The sequence below is a fragment of the Halomarina salina genome (genome assembly GCF_023074835.1).
GTDB lineage: Archaea > Halobacteriota > Halobacteria > Halobacteriales > Haloarculaceae > Halomarina > Halomarina salina.
In genome coordinates this window covers 2,819,313-2,842,928 of record NZ_JALLGW010000001.1, presented here as the reverse complement: position 1 = coordinate 2,842,928, position 23,616 = coordinate 2,819,313, and the positions used below count along the sequence as shown (strand labels likewise).

13 protein-coding genes are annotated in these 23,616 nt (G+C 59.7%); 8 read left to right on the top strand and 5 right to left on the bottom strand.

Annotated features, from left to right (window positions below; all coding sequences use genetic code 11):
- Nucleotides 1–257: 257 nt before the first annotated feature.
- The 4 genes from MX571_RS14515 to MX571_RS14500 all read right to left on the bottom strand — a co-directional run bounded on the left by MX571_RS14515 (nucleotide 258) and on the right by MX571_RS14500 (nucleotide 12,472).
- Nucleotides 258–1,628 (bottom strand): hypothetical protein, encoded by a 1,371-nt coding sequence (locus MX571_RS14515; RefSeq protein ID WP_247418027.1) that lies wholly within the window; start codon nucleotides 1,626–1,628, stop codon nucleotides 258–260.
- A gap of 36 nt (nucleotides 1,629–1,664) precedes the next feature.
- On the bottom strand, nucleotides 1,665–3,731 hold the full coding sequence (locus tag MX571_RS14510; protein ID WP_247418025.1) for a PKD domain-containing protein: 2,067 nt from the start codon (nucleotides 3,729–3,731) through the stop codon (nucleotides 1,665–1,667).
- 175 nt (nucleotides 3,732–3,906) lie between these two features.
- On the bottom strand, nucleotides 3,907–9,984 hold the full coding sequence (locus MX571_RS22755; protein WP_247418024.1) for a malectin domain-containing carbohydrate-binding protein: 6,078 nt from the start codon (nucleotides 9,982–9,984) through the stop codon (nucleotides 3,907–3,909).
- A gap of 1,111 nt (nucleotides 9,985–11,095) precedes the next feature.
- Nucleotides 11,096–12,472, bottom strand: a complete 1,377-nt coding sequence (locus tag MX571_RS14500) for a S8 family serine peptidase (RefSeq protein WP_247418022.1) — start codon at nucleotides 12,470–12,472, stop codon at nucleotides 11,096–11,098.
- An 83-nt stretch (nucleotides 12,473–12,555) separates the two neighbouring features.
- On the opposite strand from MX571_RS14500, the gene MX571_RS14495 reads away from it, so the two are divergent.
- From MX571_RS14495 to MX571_RS14460, 8 genes are all read left to right on the top strand, one after another.
- Nucleotides 12,556–12,705, top strand: a complete 150-nt coding sequence (locus MX571_RS14495) for a hypothetical protein (protein ID WP_247418021.1) — start codon at nucleotides 12,556–12,558, stop codon at nucleotides 12,703–12,705.
- A 220-nt stretch (nucleotides 12,706–12,925) separates the two neighbouring features.
- Nucleotides 12,926–14,083, top strand: a complete 1,158-nt coding sequence (locus tag MX571_RS14490; RefSeq protein WP_247418019.1) for a phage NrS-1 polymerase family protein — start codon at nucleotides 12,926–12,928, stop codon at nucleotides 14,081–14,083.
- A gap of 197 nt (nucleotides 14,084–14,280) precedes the next feature.
- Nucleotides 14,281–14,802, top strand: a complete 522-nt coding sequence (locus MX571_RS22915) for a DUF7985 family protein (protein ID WP_247418017.1) — start codon at nucleotides 14,281–14,283, stop codon at nucleotides 14,800–14,802.
- Nucleotides 14,803–15,026: 224 nt separating this feature from the next.
- Complete coding sequence (locus MX571_RS14480; protein ID WP_247418016.1) at nucleotides 15,027–16,544, top strand: DUF8186 domain-containing protein; 1,518 nt, start codon at nucleotides 15,027–15,029, stop codon at nucleotides 16,542–16,544.
- On the top strand, nucleotides 16,541–17,374 hold the full coding sequence (locus tag MX571_RS14475) for a hypothetical protein (RefSeq protein WP_247418015.1): 834 nt from the start codon (nucleotides 16,541–16,543) through the stop codon (nucleotides 17,372–17,374). The genes MX571_RS14480 and MX571_RS14475 overlap by 4 nt, the downstream gene beginning before the upstream one ends.
- The gene (locus MX571_RS14470; protein ID WP_247418014.1) at nucleotides 17,375–18,499 is read left to right on the top strand and encodes a TrbL/VirB6 family protein; all 1,125 of its coding nucleotides are present in this window, start codon (nucleotides 17,375–17,377) and stop codon (nucleotides 18,497–18,499) included.
- A gap of 35 nt (nucleotides 18,500–18,534) precedes the next feature.
- The gene (locus tag MX571_RS14465) at nucleotides 18,535–19,584 is read left to right on the top strand and encodes a TraC-like domain-containing protein (RefSeq protein WP_247418013.1); all 1,050 of its coding nucleotides are present in this window, start codon (nucleotides 18,535–18,537) and stop codon (nucleotides 19,582–19,584) included.
- Nucleotides 19,581–21,668, top strand: coding sequence for a VirB4 family type IV secretion system protein (locus MX571_RS14460; RefSeq protein ID WP_247418012.1), 2,088 nt, complete (start codon nucleotides 19,581–19,583; stop codon nucleotides 21,666–21,668). Before MX571_RS14465 ends, MX571_RS14460 begins: the two co-directional genes overlap by 4 nt.
- 266 nt (nucleotides 21,669–21,934) lie before the next feature.
- Here MX571_RS14460 and MX571_RS14455 read toward each other — a convergent pair whose 3' ends face one another.
- A complete protein-coding gene (locus MX571_RS14455; protein ID WP_247418010.1) occupies nucleotides 21,935–23,116 on the bottom strand; it encodes a Fic family protein in 1,182 nt (393 codons plus the stop codon).
- Nucleotides 23,117–23,616: the final 500 nt, after the last annotated feature.

The following is a 23,616-nucleotide window of genomic DNA, read 5'->3' as shown; positions in this document are numbered from 1 at the left end:
ACGTGGGGAGCGCCAGCAGTACCGAAACCGCTGTCAATATCCACGGCCGCATACGAGCAGTGGGTGAACATTATTGAGGACGGTGCTGTGTCCTCGCTCTCCTCGCTGCGCTCGCTCGTTGGACTGGGGCGAAGCGCCTACGTGCAATTAAAAAAGCTCGTTGGAGCCGCCATTTCGGCTTGTGACGGTCCATCTAGCGAGGTGGAAGGTGCGAGACGTGACGCAGACTCGACTGCGTCTGTCTCGGATGCGTCTGACTAGGCCGTATCGTCGTCCGATGTCGGCACGTCAACGGTGAGCGTGTACTCACCTGGACCGAAGGTGCTGGTCGATGCATCGACCATCTCCTGAGTGACACTTCGGTCGAAGCCTGCACCAGGCTTCTCGTAGCTCACGAGACTCAACGTGAGTTCACAGCCCTCTTCGACGGTGAACGAGACGCTAGCGGTGTCGCCGTCGGTCGTGATGTACTCAGCGTCAAGACACGCGGCTGCGTCCGCTCCGAGTGATGGAACGGATCCACTGCTGGTCTGTTCACCGTTGACGCCGTGAGCGAACCTGATGAGTCGCTCGTCGTCGCTGTAGAACCCTGCGTCAGGGCCGACCTGACTCTTGGGCTCGCCGACAACAAAGTCGACCTGGTAGTAGGTGTCCTCGCTCTCGGGGTATTCAGCCGGTTCCTCGGTCGGTTCCTCAGTCGTTGGTTCCTCAGTCGTTGGTTCCTCGGTCGTTGGTTCCTCGGTCGTTGGTTCCTCGGTCGTTGGCTCTTCAGTCGTTGGCTCTTCGGTCGGTTCCTCAGTCGTTGGTTCCTCGGTCGGTTCCTCAGTCGTTGGTTCCTCAGTCGTTGGTTCCTCGGTCGTTGGCTCTTCAGTCGTTGGCTCTTCGGTCGGTTCCTCAGTCGTTGGCTCTTCGGTCGTTGGTTCCTCGGTTGTTGGTTCCTCGGTTGTTGGTTCCTCGGTTGGTTCTTCAGTGGGTTCTTCGGTGGGCTCTTCAGTGGGTTCCTCAGTTGGCTCTTCGGTCGTTGGTTCCTCGGTTGTTGGTTCCTCGGTTGTTGGTTCCTCGGTTGGTTCTTCAGTGGGTTCCTCAGTTGGCTCTTCGGTTGGCGTTTCGTCAGATGGGCCTTCGCCGACCGTTAGGGTGGTGCCACTCGTACTGGTGACATCGTAGCCCATCCCATTCTCGTCGAACACTAGGACGCCATCGTTTCCGGCAGCGGCTTCGAGTGAGAGCTCCGTCTCACCGTCCGCTTCGCCGGTAACGGTGACTTCGATTATTGGGACCGTACCGGAGGCGGCAGTGTCCCGGAAGGCGTACTCAACGTCAGCAGACGACCCGTCTGCTGCGATATCAACGACTTCGCTTCCCGATCCAAGGACAGACACGTCAGTAATTGTGGCCACACTCGAATCACCAATTGCGAGTCCGACTTCGGCGGCGCCGACGCCTCCATTCGCATTGTCGACAACGACTTGAACCGTCGTCGAATCGCCCACATCTACCGATTCTGTTGCAGGGGTGATACTAACCGTTGTTCCACCGGCAGCGAGGACGCCGCCAGCGATCATCGATGAGAGGACGAGCATCGCCGCGATGAGCGTGATGCTTCCCCCTTTCAGATACTTCCTCATTGGATTTGGTTTCATGGATTGTCGAATATGTTGTCGTTAGCTGTCATCGCTCCCTGTGATGAGGGAGAACAGTGCCTGTGCGTCACCGACGTTCACGACACCGTCGTCGTTGAAGTCGTACTGTGCTACGTACTGCTGGACGGCGGCATCGTCGCGATTACTGAAGAGCGACTGTGCGTCACCGACGTTTGCCTGACCATCACCATTCACGTCCTCGAATAGACCGTCACCGTCGAGGTCGCCGGGTAGAGGCTGATTCTCGCTGACGGCTGGGGGGGTGAACTCGATGGATCCGGTCGCCGAGTTGACGGATGTCACGATGCCGTACTCGTGGTCGCCGAACGGAGCATTAGCGGGCACGTCGACGTCGAACGAAACGGTGACTGTCTCCCCAGCATCGATGGTCACCTGCTTCGTCTCGACGAGTTCGAGGATCTCGTCTCCGTTCGTGTCGAGGTACAGTTCGACAGGCTGGGTACTCTCGACACTTCCGTCGTTCGTCACCTGACCGTTGACACTGATTGTGCTCCCAACAGCTGCTTTCTCGGGAGCATCAATGTTGTCGACGAGGAACTCCACCGCCACTACCTCCAGGTTCGACCCGCTAGTACCGGTCACAGTGTATCCGGCCCCTTCCTCATCGAACAGGAGCACATCACTGTTTCCAGCGGCTGGTTCAATGCCGAGACTGGTCGTTCCGGCACTGGTAGCTTCAACGGTCACCTCCGCAAATACAACGCTCCCCGTCTCTGGGGTGTCCCGGAATGCGTAGTCGACATCTACCCAGGACCCATCACTCGCGAGTTCTGTGCTGGTCGACCCGCTTCCGAGGACGTTCACATCGGTGATCTGCGCGATTGCAGAGTCATCGACAGCAATACGGAACTCGCCAGCACCGACGCCACCTTGGGCGCTGTCAACCACGACTTGGTACGTGGTGGAGACGCCAACTGCGGTCGACGCGTCGGTGGGCTGGAAGCTCACCGTCGTTGCCTTGGTCGGCTGTTCTGGTGGCTCTTCGATTGTAATCTGTGCAACCGCGCTGTCGTCAGCCGTCACGACACCGTGCGTGAGCGTGCCTGTCGGAAGCCCGCTCGTGTCGACATCGTCGAAGCTGACAGTAGTCGAGGCACCGGGCCCAAGCTGGACGCTCTCGGAAGTGAGCGCGCTCTCATCTGCAATCGAGCCGTCATCGTCCGTGTCGACACGGAACTCGACGTTCTTCGTGGCTGTCTGACCGCCAGTGTTCTCGACATCGATAGAGATGTCGATGTTATCACCCTGCGTGGCACTTCCGGGTGCCTGCAGGTTCGACAGTTCGTAGAACGCTGCGTCCGGCGGCTGGACCGTCACTTCGACCGTGTCGGTCGACGCGTCCCCGTCATCGTCCGTGACGAGAAGCTCGAACGTCAGCGTGGTCGCAGACGTAACGTCTGGGGCGGTGAACGTGGGATTGTCGACCATGTTGTCGCTCAGTGTCACCTGCGGCCCATTGCCAACCTGGGACCACTCGTAGTCGAGCGTGTCTTCCGGGTTCGGATCCGTCGATTCGGAGCCGTCGAGGCTCACGGTATCGCCTGCGCCGACAGTCTGGTCGTCGCCCGCGTCTGCGGTGGGGGGCTGATTGACATTTTCAACCGTCAATGTCGCACTTCCGACGGAGTCGACTGTGTAGCCTGCCCCATTCTCGTCGTAGACGACGAGGTTACCGGTGTTGCTGCTCGAACCGATTTCGATGTCGGTCGTCCCCTCGGCAGTAGCCTGCACGGTCACCTCTGCGATAACGATACTACCGGTATCGGTGGTATCGGCGAAGGCATACTGCAGATTGGCCGACTGACCGTCACTGGCAACCTCATTGTTCGAGCTTCCGGCATTCTCCACTGAAACGTCCGTGATTGTGGCGACGCCAGGGGAGCTCAATTCAACGCCGAAGTCCGCAGCACCGACGCCGCCATCGACGTCTGTGACCGCGATCTCGACTGTCGCTGTCTGACCGGGAGCGACGGTGCTGTCTCCAGCTATTGTAGCCGTCAGGTCAGTCGATGTCGCGGCGGCGACGAACCCGGTGGTCGTCGATAGGATAACCGTGACCGCCAGCATCAGCGCTAGTACCTGACGCGCTTTTCGATGTGTTTGTGTCATTGCTGTGGTTTGGATTGTGTGTTGTTCGTTTGTGTCAGAGTCACTGCGTGACGTGCAGCGGTCGCCCAGGTCGGGACGGCGGGGTGGTCCTCTGGAGTGACACCCACCCGATCCGGGATAACGTGGAGACTGATCAGGTCCCCCCAATGCTCGCGAACAGCGCTTGCGCGTCACCAACGTCTACCGAGCCGTCACCGTTGAAGTCGAACGCGTCGACGTTGTTCTGGACGACCGGGTCGTCGTTGTTCGCGAATAGTGCCTGTGCGTCGCCAACGTCCACCGAGCCGTCGCCGTTGACGTCCTCGTAGAGGCCGTCACCGTCGGGGTCGGCCGGGGCGTTTGCGAACTCGCCAATCGGACCGGGGCCGCTGTCGTCGGGTTGGCCCTGTTCGAGGACGACGACGTTCGAAGGCGCACTCGTCGACCCGTCGTCGTTCTCAATGGCCATGAAGTAGGCCTGCTGGTCGTCGGCGTCGGGCACCGTCACGTCGACCGTCCCGATGCCGTCCGAGCCGAGCGACACCGAGTAGTACGTGACGTCGACGAAGTTGTTGCCCTCGTAGGGCTCGACGTTGTAGCCGGGCGTCCCGTCGTACTCGGGTACGCCTTCGAGGTTCAGTTCGGTGTTCGCCTGCATCACCAGGACTGCCGTGTTGTCGCGACCAGTGACGGTGAGCGTCTGTTCGGTGTCGCTGACCGTGGCGGCGCTGTGGCGAGCGTCGAGTGCGCTCGAATCAAGCGAGACGCCCTCGACATCGAGCGTCGGTGCGGTCGACTGGTCGGCGCTGGTGACGACCGTCGAGCCGCCGGCACTGCCATCGCCGAACGTCCGAACGGTCTGGGTGGTACCGTCCGCGAACTCGACCGTGATGGTCGCGCCCGCGAGTTCAGCACCCGAGACGGGACCGGCGAGTGTGCTCTGGACGTCGTTCTCCGCGCCCTTGATGGACGTCGGGTCGCCGTCCGAGCCGAACGTCAGCGTCTCGCCGGACTGGAAGTCGGTGAACTCCAAGGTGAGCCGCTGGAAGCCATCGTCGCCGTTGGCATCGTTCTTCGGCTTGTCGAACAGGTCGGCGTCGGCCGTCGATACGACACCGACGTCGTCCGACCCGGAGCCGGCCTGGAAGCTCTTGTCGCCACCGTCACCAGCCGTACCGTACGGATCGTAGACGAGGTCGGGTAGGATCGTCGTGTCCGTGTCGATCGAAATCGACGTAATCTCGACGTCACCGGTGTTCTCGATTTGGTAGGCGTTGTTGTCCCAGGTGGTTGCATCGACCCCGCTGTTCGGGGTGATCGAAACCGATGCCTCAGGCGTAGTACCTGCCGGTACTTCAACGGCGACTTCGAACGTTTCGGTGGTCTGGTCAGTGCCATCATCGGCGATGACTTCGACCGTGTACGGCGAATTCGCGGCATCGCCCGACTGCGGGGCGATCGTCAGTTCGCCGTTCGAGAGGCTGACGAACTCCGGCGACTGACCGAGCGACAGCGACACCGCGTCGCCGTCATCGTCCGACGTAGTGACCGAGACTGTCGTCGAGTCACCCTCGGTGACCGTCTGGTCGCTGATTGCGTCGATCGCTGGCGCCGTGTTCCCGCCGCCATCACCCAACTGCACAACCTCAATGCCGCTCACGATGGGGTTGTTCGCCGCTCCGTCGACGAGGTTGACGTTGAGCGTCCCGTCGGACGTAACGGTGAACGTCTTCATCGTGCCGGTACCGAAGCCGACATCAGCGTAGATGTCGTAGTTCTCGAGTTTGCGCTCGCCCTCGATGTCGACGTGGAACTGCCGAGCGCCCTCTTGGGCTGGACCGGACCCGCCGAAGTAGGGCTCGGCGAAGTAGAGGCGGACCTCGTAGGTCGCCCCCTGCTGGGTGTTGAACTCCCAGTCCATCGACTGTGAGGTCTGCTGGTTATCGGTGTTGATGTACCGCGCGGAGTTGTAGACGTCGAGCGGGACGTCCTGAGGCACGTTGGACGCTTTCTCGTCGACCGCACCGCCGAAGTCCGAGAAAGACGTATCGGTCGTCACGAGGTGTTGGCTCGGGGAGCCGTCCTCGTCCTGTGCCCACACTGGCGACCCCGATAGCTCCGGTCCACCGACGTTGACGCGGTAGACGACCTCGCCATCGGCCGTGCCACCGTCACTGGACTCCACAGTGACCTGGAACGTTTCGGTAGTCTGGTCGGTGCCATCGTCAGCGATGACTTCGACCGTGTACGGCGAATTCGCGGCATCGCCCGACTGCGGGGCGATCGTCAGTTCGCCGTTCGAGAGGCTGACGAAATCCGGCGACTGACCGAGCGACAGCGACACCGTGTCGCCGTCGTCATCCGACGTAGTGGCCGGAACCGTCGTCGAGTCACCCTCGGTGACCGTCTGGTCGCTAATCGGATCGATCGTTGGCGCCGTGTTACCGCCGCCGTCACTCAGTTGCACGACTTCGAGCCCCGCGATCATCGGGTTCTCAGATTCGTGGAGGAACTCGAGGTTCAGCGTGCCGTCAGTTGGCGTGACCTCGAAGGTCTTCACCGACCCGACATCGTGGCCGAGTTCCTGATACATGTCGTAGTTGTCAAGGACCGTCTGGCCCTCGACGGTGACATCGTATTCGCGCGGTTCGTCCGTGTACGTGCTATCGATGTACGTCTCTGCGACGTATACGCGAATCTCGTAGGTCTCGCCGGACTGGACCGGGAAGGCCCACTGCATCTCCGAACCATCGGCCGGGTCATACCGGGTCGACTGATAGAGGTCCTGAGGCGTGCTGTCCGGGACGACGCTCTGCAGCGTCACCGTGTCGCCGTCAGGACCGCTCTCTTGGCTTTCGTCCGATCCCGCGCTGGTGCGGTACTGGGATGGGTCGTTGTTCGTGTCCGACTCCCAGGCAGCGCCACTGTCGATAGCCGCTAGTTCCGAACCACCGACGTTGACGCGGTAGATGGCTTCGCCGTCGGTCGGCGTGTCGCCGCTTCCGTCGTCGGGTTGGCCCTGTTCGAGGACGACGACGTTCGAGGGAGCTCCCATCGTGCCGTCGTCATTCTCGATTGCGGCCATGAAGTAGGCCTGCTGGTCGTCGGCGTCGGGCACCGTCACGTCGACCGTCCCGATGCCGTCCGAGCCGAGCGTCACCGTGTGGTAGGTGACGTCAACGAAGTTGTTGCCCTCGTAGGGCTCGACGTTGTAGCCGGGCGTCCCGTCGTACTCGGGTACGTCCACCAGATTCAGCTCGGTGTTCGCCTGCATGACCTGAACCGTCGCGCCTGCGGGTCCGCTGAGGGTGAGCGTCTGGCTCGTCTCAGAGACCGTCGCTGCGCTGTGGCGGGCGTCGAGCGCGTTCGAATCGAGCTGAACGTTCTGAACGTCGAGCGTCGGTGCGGTCGACTGGTCGGCGCTGGTGACGACCGTCGAGCCGCCGGCACTGCCATCGCCGAACGTCCGAATCGTCTCGGTCGTACCGTCCGCGAACTGAACCGTGATGGTCGCGCCTGCCAGCTCCGCGCCGGAGACTGGGCCGGCCTCGGTCTGCTGTGCATCGCCACTTCCCTTGATGGACGTCGGGTCCCCGTCGGAGCCGAACAGGAGCGTCTCGCCGGGCTGGAAGTCGGTGAACCCGACGGTCAGACGCTGGTAGCCGTCCTCGCTGTTCTGGCCGTTCTTCGGCTCGTCGAACAGGTCGGCGTCGGCCGTCGAGACGACACCGACGTCGTCCGATTCGGAGCCGAGCTCGAAGCTTTTGTCACCGCCGTCGCCGGCAGTCCCCGCAGGGTCGTAGACGAGATCCGGCAGAATCGTCGTCTCCGTGTCGATCGAGATGGACGTGATGTCGACGTCGCCAGTGTTCTCGATCTGGAACCCGTCGTTACTGAACGTGCTCGCGTCGACCCCACTGTTCGGGGTGATGGCGACGCTTGCCTCGGGGTCGCTAGCGCTGGACTCCGCGACGAGTTCGACCTCAAGTTCGTTGTAGTTCGCAGAGTAGGTGCCCGAAGCGCCCGTGGCCGTTGGGATGACCCCAACCGCCATCGAGTCTCCGCTCACCCACGAGGAGGGAATCGTTTCGGTCCCCACCTCGATTCGTTCCCCGCCGTCGATAGCGTACTCGTACGTGACCGTGACGGGATCGGTGGTCGGGTCGACGGTGATGTAGAGGTCGACCGTACCGCCGATGACACCGTCTTCCGGAAGCTGGGTGTTGGATGCCGAGTTACTTTCCTCGACAGCGTACTCGATTTCGCCACCGTTCCCACCGTTCGACCCGATGACCAACTTCGTGTAGTCAGCCTGGGTACCGGTGCCAAGGAAGATGCCGTAGTTCCAGTATTCCGGCGGGACCTCACCGTTGAACCCGTTCGTGATTTCACCATGGACCACGAACGGCTCGTCGGGAGGTGCCATCCCGAACTGGAACCCCTGACGCTGGTCATCGTCACTGCCAAAGGCACTGCCGTCGCCGGTGACCTCTTCGATACCGAAGATGTCGGCTGCACCGCCTGCTTGGATCTTACTTCGATCGTACAGATCAGCGTAGTCGTCCTGTCCATTCGTCATTAGACCCGTGAACCCGAGTCCGAACAGGCTGGTCCTGTCCAAGCTCTCGCCGGAGAAGGTCAGGCACGTCTCGGCCGAGTCCTCTGGGTCAGCCGGACAGTCGGTGACAACCTGCGTCGTGGCACCGTTATCCGGGTCAAGCGCGAACGGGTCGGACGTATCGGGCTGACCGTCGTTGTCGTCATCGTCGTCTAACGCGTTCGGGTTCCCATCTTCGTCCCAGTCACCAGGCTGGCTTGCCGACGAACATGGGTCGGTTCCGACTGCCTGTTCGTCACCGTTCGTGAACCCGTCCCCGTCGGCGTCGCCGCTCGGGTCGCTCGGGTCACAGACCGCACCGCTGCCGTCGTAATCGTTTGGTTCATAGATGTTGATGCTGCTCCCGTAGATATCAGCGACCCATACCGTTCCGGGATACTGATCCTCGTCGCCCTGTGCCTCGATGTCCAGCGGACCAGCATTGTTCGTGAAGATCTCGCTGGTATCCGTTGCCGAGGTGCCGTCACTGTTCAACTGGACGCGGAATATCGGTCCGCTCAGTCCAGCCGCAAGCAGGTCGCCCTGCATCGCGCCGTCGAAGTTCGACGCGGTGTATTCGTGGATACCGTTCGTGGACATGCCGAACGTCTCGACCGCGCCGTCCTCCGAACCAGGCTCCTGGTAGTCACACTCGATTGGGTTCGCCGAGGGAACCGCACCGGAGAGAATATCGTCCGATCCGATTTGCGCCCCGTCAGACTCGGCTTCGTAGAGGCCGGCGCCGTCGGGGTTACCGCGGGTTGGGTTCGGGTGGCCGTAGTAGCCATCCTCCTCGATCAGGTGGATCTGATCCTCATCCTCTGGGTTGCCCTCACTGACTGGTTCGTTCAGGCAGCTGTTGGTACCCTCATTCACCGGCGGCGCGCCCCAGCCGCCACCGACGCCGTTATCGGTCGCGTACAGAGTGCCGTCTTCGGTTTGAGTGATGTCGTAGGAGTTGCGAAGGCCGGTCGCGTACACCTGAACCGGGCTGTTGCTCTCCCAGACGGCCATGTTCTGGCCACCCATACCACCGAACGGAGTACTGTCGGGCGCCTGAGAAACGCTCGGATTCAGCGTTGGGAGGTCGTGCTTGTAGGGGACGTTCCCCGTGTCGGTCTTGGTAGACATCCCCTCGACCGCGTCCACGTCGACGCTGAGAATCGCCGCCGAGTAGGCGTACTCGGGGGTGAAGGTGAACTCGTCGTTCGGGGCGCCGGATCCCGAGTTGCCACCCTGAGAGATCAACAGGTTGCCCGTCTCCTCATCCAGTATCAGGTCGTTTGTGGAGTGTTTCTCAGTCGACCGCGGCAGGCCGCGGACGAGTGCGATATGGTTCCACGAGTTACCGTCCTGGGTGAGCTTCGACAGGACCCCGGAGTTGGTGTCCAGCGCGTCAGAGCGGTCCGAGACGGGACTCGACCGACTGCGGGGGTCGCTCGACGTCACGTAGAGCACCACGTCGTCCGCTGTGCCCGTGACGAGCATTCCCGTGACCTGCCTGTCACCGGGGACGCCGTTGGTGGAACCGTCGTCGTTGTGGTTCTGGAGGTTGTTGATCGCGGTGATCGTCTCCGTACTCGTCACGACGTAGTCCTCTGGACCCTGTCGCTCGATTTCGAACGCCTTGATCACGCCCCTCTGCTGGGCGACGTAGAGGCGTCCGTCGGGACCGAACTGGAGGTCAGTCGGGTTGTTGACATTCGTACCGAGTGTAGTTGACTCGAATCCGATAGCACTCGTTTGCTGGATAAGTGAGAAATCGTTTATTCCATTCCCACTAATCGGCGCAGTGGATTGGGAGGTCCCGGATCCTACCCCCACATAGTTTCCTTGCTCGGTTGTTGTGGGGTCTGCGTGCGTTTGCCCACTCTCTACCGCTGCTCCCACACCGCTGGCGGCCAGGGCGATTCCTGTCGCTGCAGTTGAGATGACTATGAGTGTTGACAACAGTATCGCTATTGTCTGTCTTTGCCAGTCGTCTGGTGGTTGCATGCGACTGGGCGCTTTGAATTTGGAGCATTAGTTAGCCATAGGTGACATGAAGACCCGGGTATGATTAGTAATAGATTTCAGACAGTTATCTGAGTGAACACTGCTGGCACGAAAACACGCCAACTGCAGTGGTGTTACCTCATCCTTATTATCCAGTAAGATTCTAAATCTGATTTGTTACACTCAGAACATTATTCTAGTTATTGAGTTTGAATTTCCGTCTTTCTCACCATTCTGCCGATATAATATTGCTAGCAAGTAGTTCTGCAGTAACATATCGGAGAATGAATGATTACAATTGTACATCCATTCAGTAGAACATGAATGATTCTAGTTATGCAAACCCCTATAAGACAAGATTGTTCTCTTCGCGCGCTGGTAATATCCGACATTGGTTAAAAATAGGCTGAAAAATTAGCCTCTCGTTTGCTAATATGCGCAACTAGTGCGTCAGACAAGCTATTTTTGTCGCACCTCGACTGCTGTCTAGCGGTCTTCAAAAAACGGTTGCTAGGTCGGGGAGTACCAAGCAGACGTGGGCGCTACTGGTCGATACGCCCTGCTATGACGTTGCTATATCACCAGTGGCGCAGCTGTGTGAGAACAGGACATACTGCTTCTTCCAGACATCTCTCGAATCCTGGTCTTAGTGGTTACGTATGTCCGCGAACAGACGTGACTGTGGTGCAGCAGTAGGTCACCCCTCACAGGTGGTCGAGTCGAATACCCCCGGGCTTGCCCTCGAGGCGATTCACAGCGCGTCGACGATGTTCAGGAAGCCGCTGCCATAGTACTCCTTGTCGAACTCCTCCGGGACATCGGCGGCTCGTTTGAGCGCGCTTTCGACCCTATTGGCGTCGTAGTCGGGGTTGGTGGCTTTCACGAGCGCAGCAGCACCAGCGACGTTCGGTGCGGCCATCGACGTGCCGGCCTTCCAGCCGTACTGTGGTTCACCGTCTACGACCGGGAGCGTTGAGAAGACGAGGTCGTACGCGTACGCCGGGATACCATTAATCGGGTCAGTCATGGAGAGGTCGGCGTTGCCACCTGGAGCGCCGAGTGTGACGGCGCTGGTCCCGTAGTTCGTGTAGAACGCCGGGGTCTCTGGTGGTTCCTCCAGTGATTCATCACCAACGAGCGCGCTACCGAATCCAATCGGGCCAGTTGCAGACACGGACAGCGCCTGCGCGCCCTCATTGGGGAGACTGATCCAGTGGCCGCCTTCGAGCGTCTCAAGTTCGCCGTCGCCATCGATGTCGACCTGCTGGCCGTTGTCGTTCTGGAGGTTCACTCCGTCATTGCCCGCGGAGATGACCAGCAGCGTTCCCTCCTTGTTGACGTAGGTCATCGCCTGGTTGAGGAATGAGCCATAGAAACTGCCGAGTTCCTTCCGTGAGACGGGATATGCTCCCAACGAGAGGTTGGCGACATCGCAGTTCGTCCGGGCTGCTTCGAGCATCGCCGCGACGACGTAGGAGAACGACCCGCTGTCCTCGTCGGCCGTCGAGAATACCCGGAAGTCCACCAGTTCGGCATCGGGTGCGGTACCGACGACGCCGGTTGACCCGTCGTTTGACGCAGCCGCGATACCGGCGACGTGGGTGCCATGATCTCCGCCTCCAGGGACGCCCGCGCCAAGGTCATCGTTGGTGAAGTTCTTCGAGAGCTCGAGATTGACATTCTCCTCGAGATCTGGGTGCGAAGCGTCGATCCCCGAGTCGATGATGGCGATTCGCGATCCATCACCCGTCGTCGTCTCGTGGGCCATCGGCGCGTTGAGAGCCTGCTTGTCCCACTGGTAGGGGTAGTACGTATCGTCGACCGTTTCGGCCCCCGAATCGGGAGTCACCGACTCAGCCGCCGGGTCGCTCGCGTCGTATGAGATGTCCGGTGCGAGCCCCTCGACTGCACCGTCTTCTTTCAGCGCCGACTCGCTCCCCTTCACGACGGCGTAGCCAATCTCCGAGAGGTCATACAGCACCTCCGCGTTCGGTACCCTGCCTCCCTGCAGTTTCACGATGAATCGCTCTGTGCTCTCCTGTGCAGCGACGGTTGAGCTCGCTGCGAAGATTCCACCGATGGTGGCCCCGCTGACAGTCAGAAACGTCCGCCGTGTGTGGTTTGCCATCATATTTCTCACGACCGTACTATAGTTAAGTATTATGATAATTGCACATTGATACGTGTCTGGTCGTGGCGCGAAAATTTCTCGTGAAGTGTGTCGACCTCGAATCGGCTGGTCTCATCGAGGAAGTGACCGGCACAGAACGCGGGAAAGAGTATACAGCAATCGAGGTGCTCGACATCCTGACTAGGCGACAGTGCCCCGATCTCGATCTGATTGTGGATGGTTTCGGGTGATAAATCAGTTGCACACCTTCTGGGGTTGAGATACCATCCATTCCGATTGTGGGGAAACTCCCACAGACATGGGGGGTCACCGTTCGAATTGTCGCTTAGACTGGTCAGAGCTGTTGAGAGTGCCACAACGGTCTTCATGCTCCGCTCAAGAGGCCAGACTGATGACGTACTCTTCGAGGGTGGTCGCCACCCACTGGATGAGTATGGTGCTTGGCGAGAGATGACCACACCACTCCCGACCGCAGATACGCTTCCCGAATCGCTTCGTGAGTACGACCAGTGGATCTGCTGGCGAAGCGAAACCCGTGGTGACGCGCAAACGAAAGTCCCGATTAACCCGTCGACAGGCCACTTCGCATCGACAACTGACCCAGCAACGTGGACAGCCTTCGACATCGCTCACCAATTCGCGAGAACCGATGAAGCAGACGGTATCGGTTTCGTGTTCACCGAAGAGGATCCATTCGTTGGCGTCGACCTCGACCATTGCCGTGTCGCCGAAACCGAGACCATCCACGTGTGGGCACAAGCGATTATCGACGCCCTGGCATCTTACACGGAGGTGAGTCCGTCAGGTACTGGCGTGCACGTCCTCGTTCACGGGTCGCTCCCAGAGGGCGGCAATCGCAGTGGGGACGTCGAACTGTATGAGGCTGCTCGATTTTTCACCGTGACTGGAGCACATGTTCAGGGCACACCAGACACAATCAACGAGCGGACAGACGAGCTAAGAGCAGTTCACCGTGAACACATCGGTGGGCCTGCTGAAGAAGAGGCCACGCCCACACCACAGCAGCCGTCTGGACCCTCGGAACTCGCTGATGAGGACCTCATCGAGCGTGCTCAACAGGCAGCCAACGGCCAGAAGTTTACTGGCCTCTGGAGTGGGTCGACAGCAGGCTACGACAGCCACTCAGAGGCGGATATGGCACTCAATTCGATGCTCGCGTTCTGGAGTGGAGGCGATGCCACCCAGATGGATCGGTTGTTTCGGGACTCAGGCTTGTATCGTAGCAAGTGGGACGAGGTGCATTTCGCCGATGGGAGTACCTACGGGGAGAAGACACTCGAACGGGCGATTGCAGGGACCAGCGATTTCTATACTCCATCCCGTTCAGCGTCGGCCGAGCCAGAAGGCAGTGCCGGAGAGAATTCCCAGGCTGAGTTGATTAAGGGGCTCCAACAGGAACTGAACCAGCTCTCTCAGACCCTCACAGACAGACGCGAGACGATCGAATCTCTCGTGGCGGAAGTCCAATCGCTTGAGGAGACGAACGCCGAGTTGCGAGACGAACTCGAAACCGCACGAGCAGCCACTCCTGAGGAACCTGAGTCTGCAGACGGTTCGGAGTCGATTTGGACCCGGCTGTTTCGCTGAGCTGTCTCAACGTCAAGCAGTCCATTGAGTACACCCCCGGCTGTGCGAGATCAGGATTCTCACGACTAGGAACCCTGGGCCCAACTCGCCATCTCTCACGACATCAAGCTGAACATCTCCGTGCATTAGCACACCTCGTTTTCATTTTTAATTACTAGACAGAAATTTTATGCTGTACTACCTGAATTGGATGCTCGATGCTTCAGAATCCATTTGAATTCGGTTTCGGATATGACGGAAATGCTATGGCATGCACACTTCGCCGAGCAGCCAGGTGGAGCGTGGGGCACCTCCTCAGCAGAGATCGGTCCCTCTCGGCCGCCGAATCGGGGCCAGACCTCCCGATGGTGAGTATCCGCCGCCTCAGTCTGGTGGTTTTCATCCTCTTGGTCATGCTCACAGCAGGGACTGCCCCGGTCAGTGCACAGGAGGAGAACCCAATCTGTACGGACGATTCAAACACGCTTGCCGGGATGATCGAAGGGTTCATCCAGATCACGACTGCTCTCGGTGTGATGGGCCTGCTGATCGTCTGGCAGGCTGATTCCTTGATGGAGATGGTCATGATTGGCCGCGAGCAGAAGGCTTCGATTCGGAATCACAAACGAACGGCACTCAAATCCGCAGGGGTCCTGGTTTGTCTCGGGCCGCTGTTCACCGTCGCGGGGACGACGATGAACCTCCCCATCGCGAACTGTGTCGACCTCATCCCATTCTGAGGATGGGTGGCCGTCACGACAGTCGCCTGCTTGCCATCCTCCTCATCGTAGCACTGCCACTCGCCGGACTCGCGACCGGGACTGCGATGCAGTCTGACCCGAGTCCGGGGGCCGATACTGGCCTTTCTGCGAACGAGTCAGCCACGCTGTGGTCTCGTGATAACGACAGTGGCTACATCACGAACGCGGCCTATCTGGAGGCCTATGGAGAATCGCGGTCGGCGATGGCCGAGCTGGCGAACGCGACGGACATCACGTTCTCACGGCCGCCAGCAACGGCCAGCACGTGGTCACGCCACGCTCATCTCGCATTCGAGCCAGGGAACGCAACCACGTCAGTCGCTCCCCAGGGGACGGATCGCGTTGATGGGCAGGTCATCAGGGATGCCTACGTCGCTGTCTTCGCTGTCACGCCTGGGACGTACCTCCACGACGCACCGAACGAGACGACGCTCGCTGTCCCGCCGAACGGCACTGTCCGCGGTATCATCGACTACCGGCTCGCACTCGGTAACACGACGCTCGCCAATCAGAGCGTCGGTCACCGTATCGATGAGGTTCGACTACTGGTCAACGAGACGGTTATCGCTCGCACCAATGGGTCACATCGACCCATCCTCGAATACAATCTCACTGGCCGGTCAGCGATGCTGACACTCGAGGCGAACATCACTGCTCAGGTCGAGGGCCCGCTCCCGCGCTCGAACAACACGTCGGGGACGAACGCGTCGGTAGGCAATTCGACGACCAGTTCGGCTCCCTCGACAGGCATCTCCGAGGAGACCATCACTGTTCGCGCGACTCGCTCAGTCCGTGTCTATCGACTCGATCCCCTACTGCGGACGGTTCGCTATCCAGACGGAGATATCGGGGTTGCTGTCGCCCAGATCGAACCCTGGCAGGGGTATTCGTTTGGAGAGCGCGAACACGTCCGGAGTGTCTGGCGATACTACACGGCCAGTGATGGGGACTGGGACCAACTCATTGCGCGGAATTCGACGGGAACGACGACGATCGACGCACCGTCGAGACCAGTCGCTGTCCACGCCTATCCCTCGGAGATAGGGCCGCAGGCCAGACCGACTGGTGGGAGTATCGACATGGTCCGGACGTGGGGGACGAGGAGTGCTCCCCCCGTCCTTGGGACTCATATCCTCGTGGACGTCGTCGAGCAGCCCTACAACACGACGTGGGGAATCGAGACCCGCCACGAGACGATTGGCGAGCAGGTCACGGTCAGCGGGGTCGTCCGCGGCGTGAACACGACGCTCTCGGTGACCGACGCCGAGCAGACGATTCGCCAGAGCGAGCTCTCACTTCGCGTCCTCGACCACACTGACGATGGCGTGAGGCTGCTGGCGACGCTTCGCGAAGCGGCGAGTGGCGACCCCATCTTCCTCGGGGAGTACGACCGACCCCCAACTGGGCCGATTACGATTCCGGACCGCGAGGGGTCGCTCACGATCGCTGGCCAGACTGTCGAGACGAACGAATCGGGGATGGCCGTTGTCACCGTCGCCGACTCTGGAGCGTACTCGGCCCGATATCACCCAGAGTCCTGGTTGACACAGGACGTCGCCTACACACCAGCGACCGCGTCGACGCGGTGGCATCCACTGATGAACCCACTGGAGTGGTTGTGGCTCGCCGTCGACGCGCTGGTCTGGCTCGCACCGCTGTTGCTCGCAGTATTCGCTGGGCGAACGCTCAGCCGACTCTTCACCGGGTCACGATACTCATGACACACTACACACGACGAACGCTTCTCGCCGCGGCCGGTAGTCTCACGGCAGGACTGGCTGGCTGTCTCAGCCTCGGAAGTGAGACAAACGGTTCGGCATCGACGAGTAATGGAACGAACGGGAGCGGGGCGATTCAGGCTGCCCGCATCGAGGGAACGACCCTCGTCATCGAACTACGACCGGAGACGACCGTCGACCGGCTCACAGTCATCGACCCCTCGGGTGCAGCCTTCGCTGATCGCACTGTGACGACAGGGGCAACGCGGGTCAGCGTGGAGATCGGAACCCGCTACACCCCGGGTGAGTATCGCATTCACGCCGTTCGTGATGACGAGCAGATCGCGACGACTGCATTGGAGATTGCGCCGGAGATAGAGATTCTCGACGTTCGTGTTGGTGCGAATCACATGGACGAGATGCCAGATTCGCTTGGAAACTCTCGCAAAGTCGAGGCAATTGCGACAGTTCTGAATAGCGGGACAGGTCCCGCTGCAATTGCTGGTCTATTATTCGGAGGAGGAGTTCCAAATCCATCGGAAAGGGGTAAAATCCAATCGGAAGCACGACGAAGTGGCATCTATAATTTGGAAGCTGGCGGTGACGTTGAAGAACTGGTCCTCCTTAGTGGTAAGAAGGAGACCCTCTACAGTACGACACTACCCTTTTCATGGGCGCAGACATCAGGAGGATGCCGCCCCGGTGATGGGTCAATCACTGTGTCCGTTCTGTACAGTCACGGCCAGCGAGAAGCGCGGTGGGTGGGGAATGTTAGTTATTCTGAAGGCGCAGATCGGTACGAGTGTAAAACTACTCTTACGGAGGCTGATTGAGTGCAGTCGCTTCCGCTCGTTGACTTTGGAGTCAAGTGGTTCTCCGATATAATCGGTCAAATCATCGGCTGGTTCGCTACTGAGATCGGAGAGGGTCTAAATGAGCTCGCTCCAGACTTCTTCGATACTCCCCTTCCAGAGGGTTCTGGATCGGATGTTGTGTTTGGTTCGCCCAGTTCATCTGACCAACCTTGGCAAGGAATCTATGAATCAATCGTTGGAGGTGAGACGATGCTACTCGCGTTACTCATCCTTGTTCTGTCTGTCCAAACGCGGCATGCGATTCGTATTTTCAATATGGGAAGCACCTACAACGGGCGCAAAACGCGTCATTCAGCTTGGACAGGAGCGTTCCTGATTGTCGCTTGGTACTGGGTTGCAGTACTTGGGCTTTACCTGATTGATGGGATGACTATAGCACTCCTCCCTGACTTAGATGCTATCACAAGGGCTCTGCTCGGTATCCTACCAACTGCCGTAGGAAACCCCGCAATCACCCTCATAATGGCCGTCCTCGGTGGGCTCTCGATGGTTGCGCTGGAGGCTGTCTTCTTCCTGCGCGAGATTCTGCTCTACATCTACCTCTACGGGATGCCGATCGGACTCGCCATCGCCTTCGGAAACGTCCCAGTCCTCTCTGAGATTGCCTCGCGACTCTGCAAACAGATGATACCGCTAGCCGCACTTCCCCTCCCGGCTGCGGTTCTGTTTCGTGGCTATGAGCTACTGTTCGTGGGAGACGCCATGGTGGTCCCAGAGAGTGCGTTCTTGCAGTATCTCGTCGTCATCTCGTTGCCGATGCTCGCCCTGTTCATCACGTGGAAGACGTTCAGGTATGCGAGCCCGCTCACGGCTCGCGTCGTCGGCACCGCCTCAGTCGCTGCCGTAACCGTTGGAAGCGTCGTCGGAGCCGGCTACGCAGCGGGTCCCTACGCAGCCACCACCGCCGCTCGGTGGGGCCCGAAAGCCGCAACCGGCCAGGTACTCTCCCAGCGGGCGTTCTCTGACCGCAGCGAGCCCTCTCAACCAGCACAGCAATCGACGAACGACAATATCGCACCGCGGTCGGCTGACGGTGGCGTTCCGGCCTACCGGCGTGCGGAAAACGACCCGAGTTACTACTGATGGATTCGACATCTGACCGCGCAACGCGACGTATCATGGACGGTCTCGGAGAGACCAGCAGACTGCCGCTGTTCGGTATTGAGGAAGGCGACGTCGGCGTGCTGTTCGGTGGGCCACTGCTCGGGGTGGTCATCGGGAGTCTCACCGGACTGGATAGACTCGTCTTGCCACTGAGTTGTGCAGGGCTCGCACTCAGTGTGATGATCGTCTACGCGGCTCCACGGCACCTGAGCGCGTGGACGTGGCTCCATAACGTTACTCGATACATCCTCCTTCGGCCTCGGGTAACGCTCGGGACACCAGCTGACGCAGAGCGAGCATCGACACAGGGTGGCCTCGTCGACCGCCTCCCAATCACGCTCGATGAACGGACGCAGGACCTGACGGCCATCGAGCGAGCCTGGCCAGGTGTTGGCGCTGTCGAACGGAGCGACGGCGCGCTACAGGGCTACCTCGAACTCCATCCCGATACGATGGACTTTGCCATGTCTGGGGACTGGGCCGCACTCCAGCAGACGGCGGCGACGTTCGCCAACACAGAGGCCGAGTTCCCACTCAGACTCTACGTCACGACCCGTTCGTTTCCAGTGGAGATGTTGGTCGACCGACTGGAAGATCGGCTTGAGGACCCAGCGCTCGAGTCGACGCCAACGCTCCAGGGGCTCATCGAAGAGTACCGTGAACAGCGACCCGCGGAACTCGATGCGACCCAGGAACTCCACTACTATCTCGGAACGGAGGTCGACCGCTTCGAGGTGTACACCCGCAACGAACGAGAACGAACCCCCGGTGAGAAACTCGCTGCTATCCCGCTCGTCGGGGTGCTGTTCACACCATTCGTCACGCGGCGGACGACGTACACAGAGAGTGAGATCCACGACCGGATGGTCGACCTGCTGGATCGCCGCCTGCAGACGATCGATACCGAGTTCGTCGATCAGGTGCCTGGCTGGACGACATCTCGGTGCAGTACACTCGATATCATCGGCCTCGCGGCACAGTTCTGGAGTGGGACATCAGTCGAGGAAACCGAGTATCGGCGTGAATCCGCGGTCGACGCAGAGCGCCGAGGTGATGCCGAATGACGGCACTCGTCTATCAGCGGGCGGTTCTCGAACGGATTTGGTCGGCACTTCCACCAGTCGGTTCACCGGCTGGCATCTCACTGTACGGAATCGGAGCAGTGCTCGTGCTCATCACCGTTGCGAATCTCCTCGCTCGTCGCCGAAGCGATGACTCGCCAGCGACTGTCGACCTCGGTGAGGCACTCGATGCAATGGTCGAGGAAGACGGACATGGCAGTGGGTCACTTGGCGAACGACACCGGACGCTAGTTGCACCGGCCGCAATCGAATGGGAGACGCGAGCGGCGCGCGTTGGCGAACAGTGGACGACGACGCTCTACATCGCTGGCTACCCCGACTACCCGAGTGATGGATTCCTGAGCTCGCTCTTCGAGGAGAGTTCGCTCGAATTCGACTGCTCGGTCCATCTCGTCCCGAAACAACAGCGTCGGGCCGAGACTGAACTCCGCAACACCGCCGAACGACTCCGAGCGGATGCAGATATCGAGCGGACGATTCGGGGCCGCTATCTGCGAGAGCGGGCTGAGGAAGCGGCGTCGACCTACGCCGCCGTCGAGAGTGGCCAGCGCGTGTTCTCGCTTGCGACGTATCTGACCGTTCGGGCAGAGAGTCGTGAGGAACTCGAGGATGCGGTTCGCCAGGTGCAGGCGATCCTCCGTGACCGGCCAGCCCGGCTCGCACCGAAGACCGCCGTCTGTGAACAGGACCGTGGGCTTCGCTCGGTCGCACCCATCGGGACCGACCAGCTCCATCATGACGTCGTCGCCCTCGGTGGCGCAGTCGGAGCACTGCTCGCCTCACCGCACAATCCGAGCGTCCTTGAACCCGGTGGCATCGAGGTCGGGACGCACACGAAGACACAGACGCCACTGGTCGTCGATCCGTTCGCCCGTGAGGATGGATATGCGATGTTCACCATCGGCGATCCCGGGTCGGGCAAGTCGTTCAGCGCGAAACAGCAGTTCATCCGCTCGCTCGAACAGGACCCTGACCGCATCGGCGTCATCCTCGAACCGCTCAACAACTGGCGTGGCGTCGCCAAAGCGCTGGGTGCAACGCGAATCACCGTGGGCGGCACACGCGGTCTCAATCCGCTTGAGATCAAGCCGACCCCACCACACGTACTCAACAGACGAGGGGATGATGCCAGCCCGCTCAACGAACGTCGCAATCAGGCGATCGGATTCTTCGTGAACTTCTTCGCCCTACGAGGCGTCACTCTCGGCGATCGACGGACGACCCTCGAACGGGCGTTCGACGAAGCGTATGCACGACAGGGTATCACCACAGATGTCCGGACACACGACAATGAGAGCCCCACTGTGCGCGATGCACTCGATATCCTGGAGGAGATGAGCGAGGATGCAACCGGTTGGGTCGTCCGGAGTGAGCGGGAAGCCGAGAAGATCAGGACAGATGCACTTTGGTTGCTCAACCAGCTTCGACCATTTGCTGGCGGTGGGCAACTCGAAAACCTCGGCCGAGCGAGTGAATTCGACATTCGCGATGAATCGGTCGTCTATCTCGATCTCGTCCAACAGGGTGGCTCGCTCGGCGGTCACACGAGTCTCCTGATGGAGTTGCTCATCTCACTCGTGTATGAACACGCCAAACAGGTCGAGAAAGAGGTGGTGTTCGTCATCGACGAAGCACGCTACTGCCTGAGTGAGACGTCGACGCTCGAGTATCTGGAGACGATCTTCAGGCATCATCGCCATCACGACCTCTCGATTCGCCTCATCACGCAGACGGTCGATGAGTTCTTCCAGCGCCCGGAGGCCGAGGCGATCCTCGATCAGTGTTCGATCAAGCAGTTCAACAAACTCGATGCGATGGACGACCACTGGGCCAAGGAGTTCAACCTGAACTCTGCTGAGATGCGATTCGTCCAGAACGCGACGCCTGGGAGTGATGCAAAGGGGTATTCACAAGCCTTGATCGGTATCGACGGGGAGTGGCGAGGTGTCGAGGTACGAGCCCTTGACCGAGAGCGACACATCATCGAAAGCGAGACAGCGGTTCCTGATCAGGAAACTCACTCGGGTGAGCTACACGGCGACGCCACCACGAAACGGCGGTTATGACCGAAAAGCGCAATTCTACTTTTATTAACGCCTCTGAACCCGGGCCAGAATTGGGCCATTTTATCACAACCTCCAACCCTCTGGGGCGTCATCGCGAGCGTCGAGGAGCGACTAGACTCGCTCGCTAACAGAGTTATCGCCCCCTGACGGGTGCAGGGAGACTGCCATCCCAATGTCGAAGGACACTCCTTCAGCAGAGCGACAGCCAGCCGAGCAGCCACGAACACGCCATGCTCGAACCGAACCGATGGACGCCTCAACCCCGTTCAATAGGTCTGGGGCGGCTGTTCGAGAATATCGAATATTTCCCGGGCGCGATACTCCTTGTTTCGTCCTTTCCCGGTCACTTCTTCGAGGAGTCCGTCGTCTTCGAGACTGCTAATCGCTCGATACGCCGTCGATTGTTCGACGTCGAAGAGCGTTTGGACGGTCTTGGTCGTGAGATAGGGGTGTTCGAAGAGCGTACAGGCAAGTTTGTTCTTCGTGTAGGAGTGGCCTCCATACTCGTTTTCATACCGTCGTCGAAGCCGATCGAGTGCGAGTGTTCGCTCGACCGATTCCTCGGCCTGTTGGGCGATTCCGCGAACGAAAAACGAGAGCCACGCCTCCCACGTGCCATCGTACCTGACTGCACGCATTCGATCGATATACTCGGGCTTGTTCCGATTGAAGTACTCACTCAGGTAGAGGTTCGGCCGCTGTAAGTAGCCAGTATCGTACAGCTGCAACGTTATGAGCAATCGCCCCAATCGACCATTTCCATCACCGTATGGATGAATCGTCTCGAACTGGTAGTGAAACAGCCCGATATCGATGAGTGGGTGATATCGCCCTCCGATTCTATAATACGTGATCAACGCCTCCATTAGCCCGTCAACTGCGTCTGGAACCGGTGGAAGAAAGCCCCCAAGATGATTTGGGACCGTCTTGTATGCCCCAATTGTGTCGGTCTCGACACGGTCGCCTGACACTCCTGTAAGAAGCGTCTCGTGAAGCGCATGCATGAGGTCAACCGTGAGTTCCTCGCCGTCGTCGAGAGCTGCTATCCCGTCTTCTATGGCCTGCTCGTAATTGAGCACTTCACGGGTGTCTTTCGTGTTCGACGCTGAAGCGAGTGTCCCGTCTGATGGGTCATTCGATATACTGTCGAACGCCTGTGTTTCGAGACTGTAGAGTGCGTTGTAGTCAACATCTGCACCTTCGATTTCGGCGGATTCTATCGCCTCCTTCCGGAGCAACGACGTGTAGAGGACGGGTGAGAACTCAAGCTCCCGGCTCACACCACTGAGCTGGCCGAGCCAAAATGTCGCATCAGCGAGCGTCTCATAGAACGATGCCTCAAAATCGAGTGCTCGTGATGGCGGCAGCGGCTCTGGTTTGTAGTAGGACTCTCTCCCGTATGGGATGAGCCTCCCTGGGGCCAACGCTCCGATCTCGCGCTCATCCATGCATGGATGGACAATATATGGCGACCATACATGAATTTAGCTATGCTAAATGCAAGTTGGGGGTTGGGCTGCGGGACATCGCCTTCGGTGGGAGCGTGAGTGGCTCGAATCTCGATGTCTGCGTGGTGCAGCCCTCTATGAACTCGTCGTGGAGTGTCTTGCGATACTCGATAAGAACCTCTGTCTCCACGAACTCTGTCGTTCGTATTGCGTCGAACTGTGGTTATGAGACGATGAGTTCCAACCGATGTACCCACGACAGCGGTATGAGGACCGAGGAATCGACGACGACCACGGATCAGTTCCGATCGAGGTCTCGCTCGAGATCCTCTGTCGAGTAGCCAACGTCGATTCCTTTCTCGGCAGCCAACTCCAGCATCTCGACACAGATGCGGGCGTGCGCTCACGTTTCGCCCGCTCCCGTGCCACGGTGTACCGATACTAGTCCGATGAGCCACCCTCTGTCACCGGAGTCACTGACCTCAACCTTCCTTCGCTCC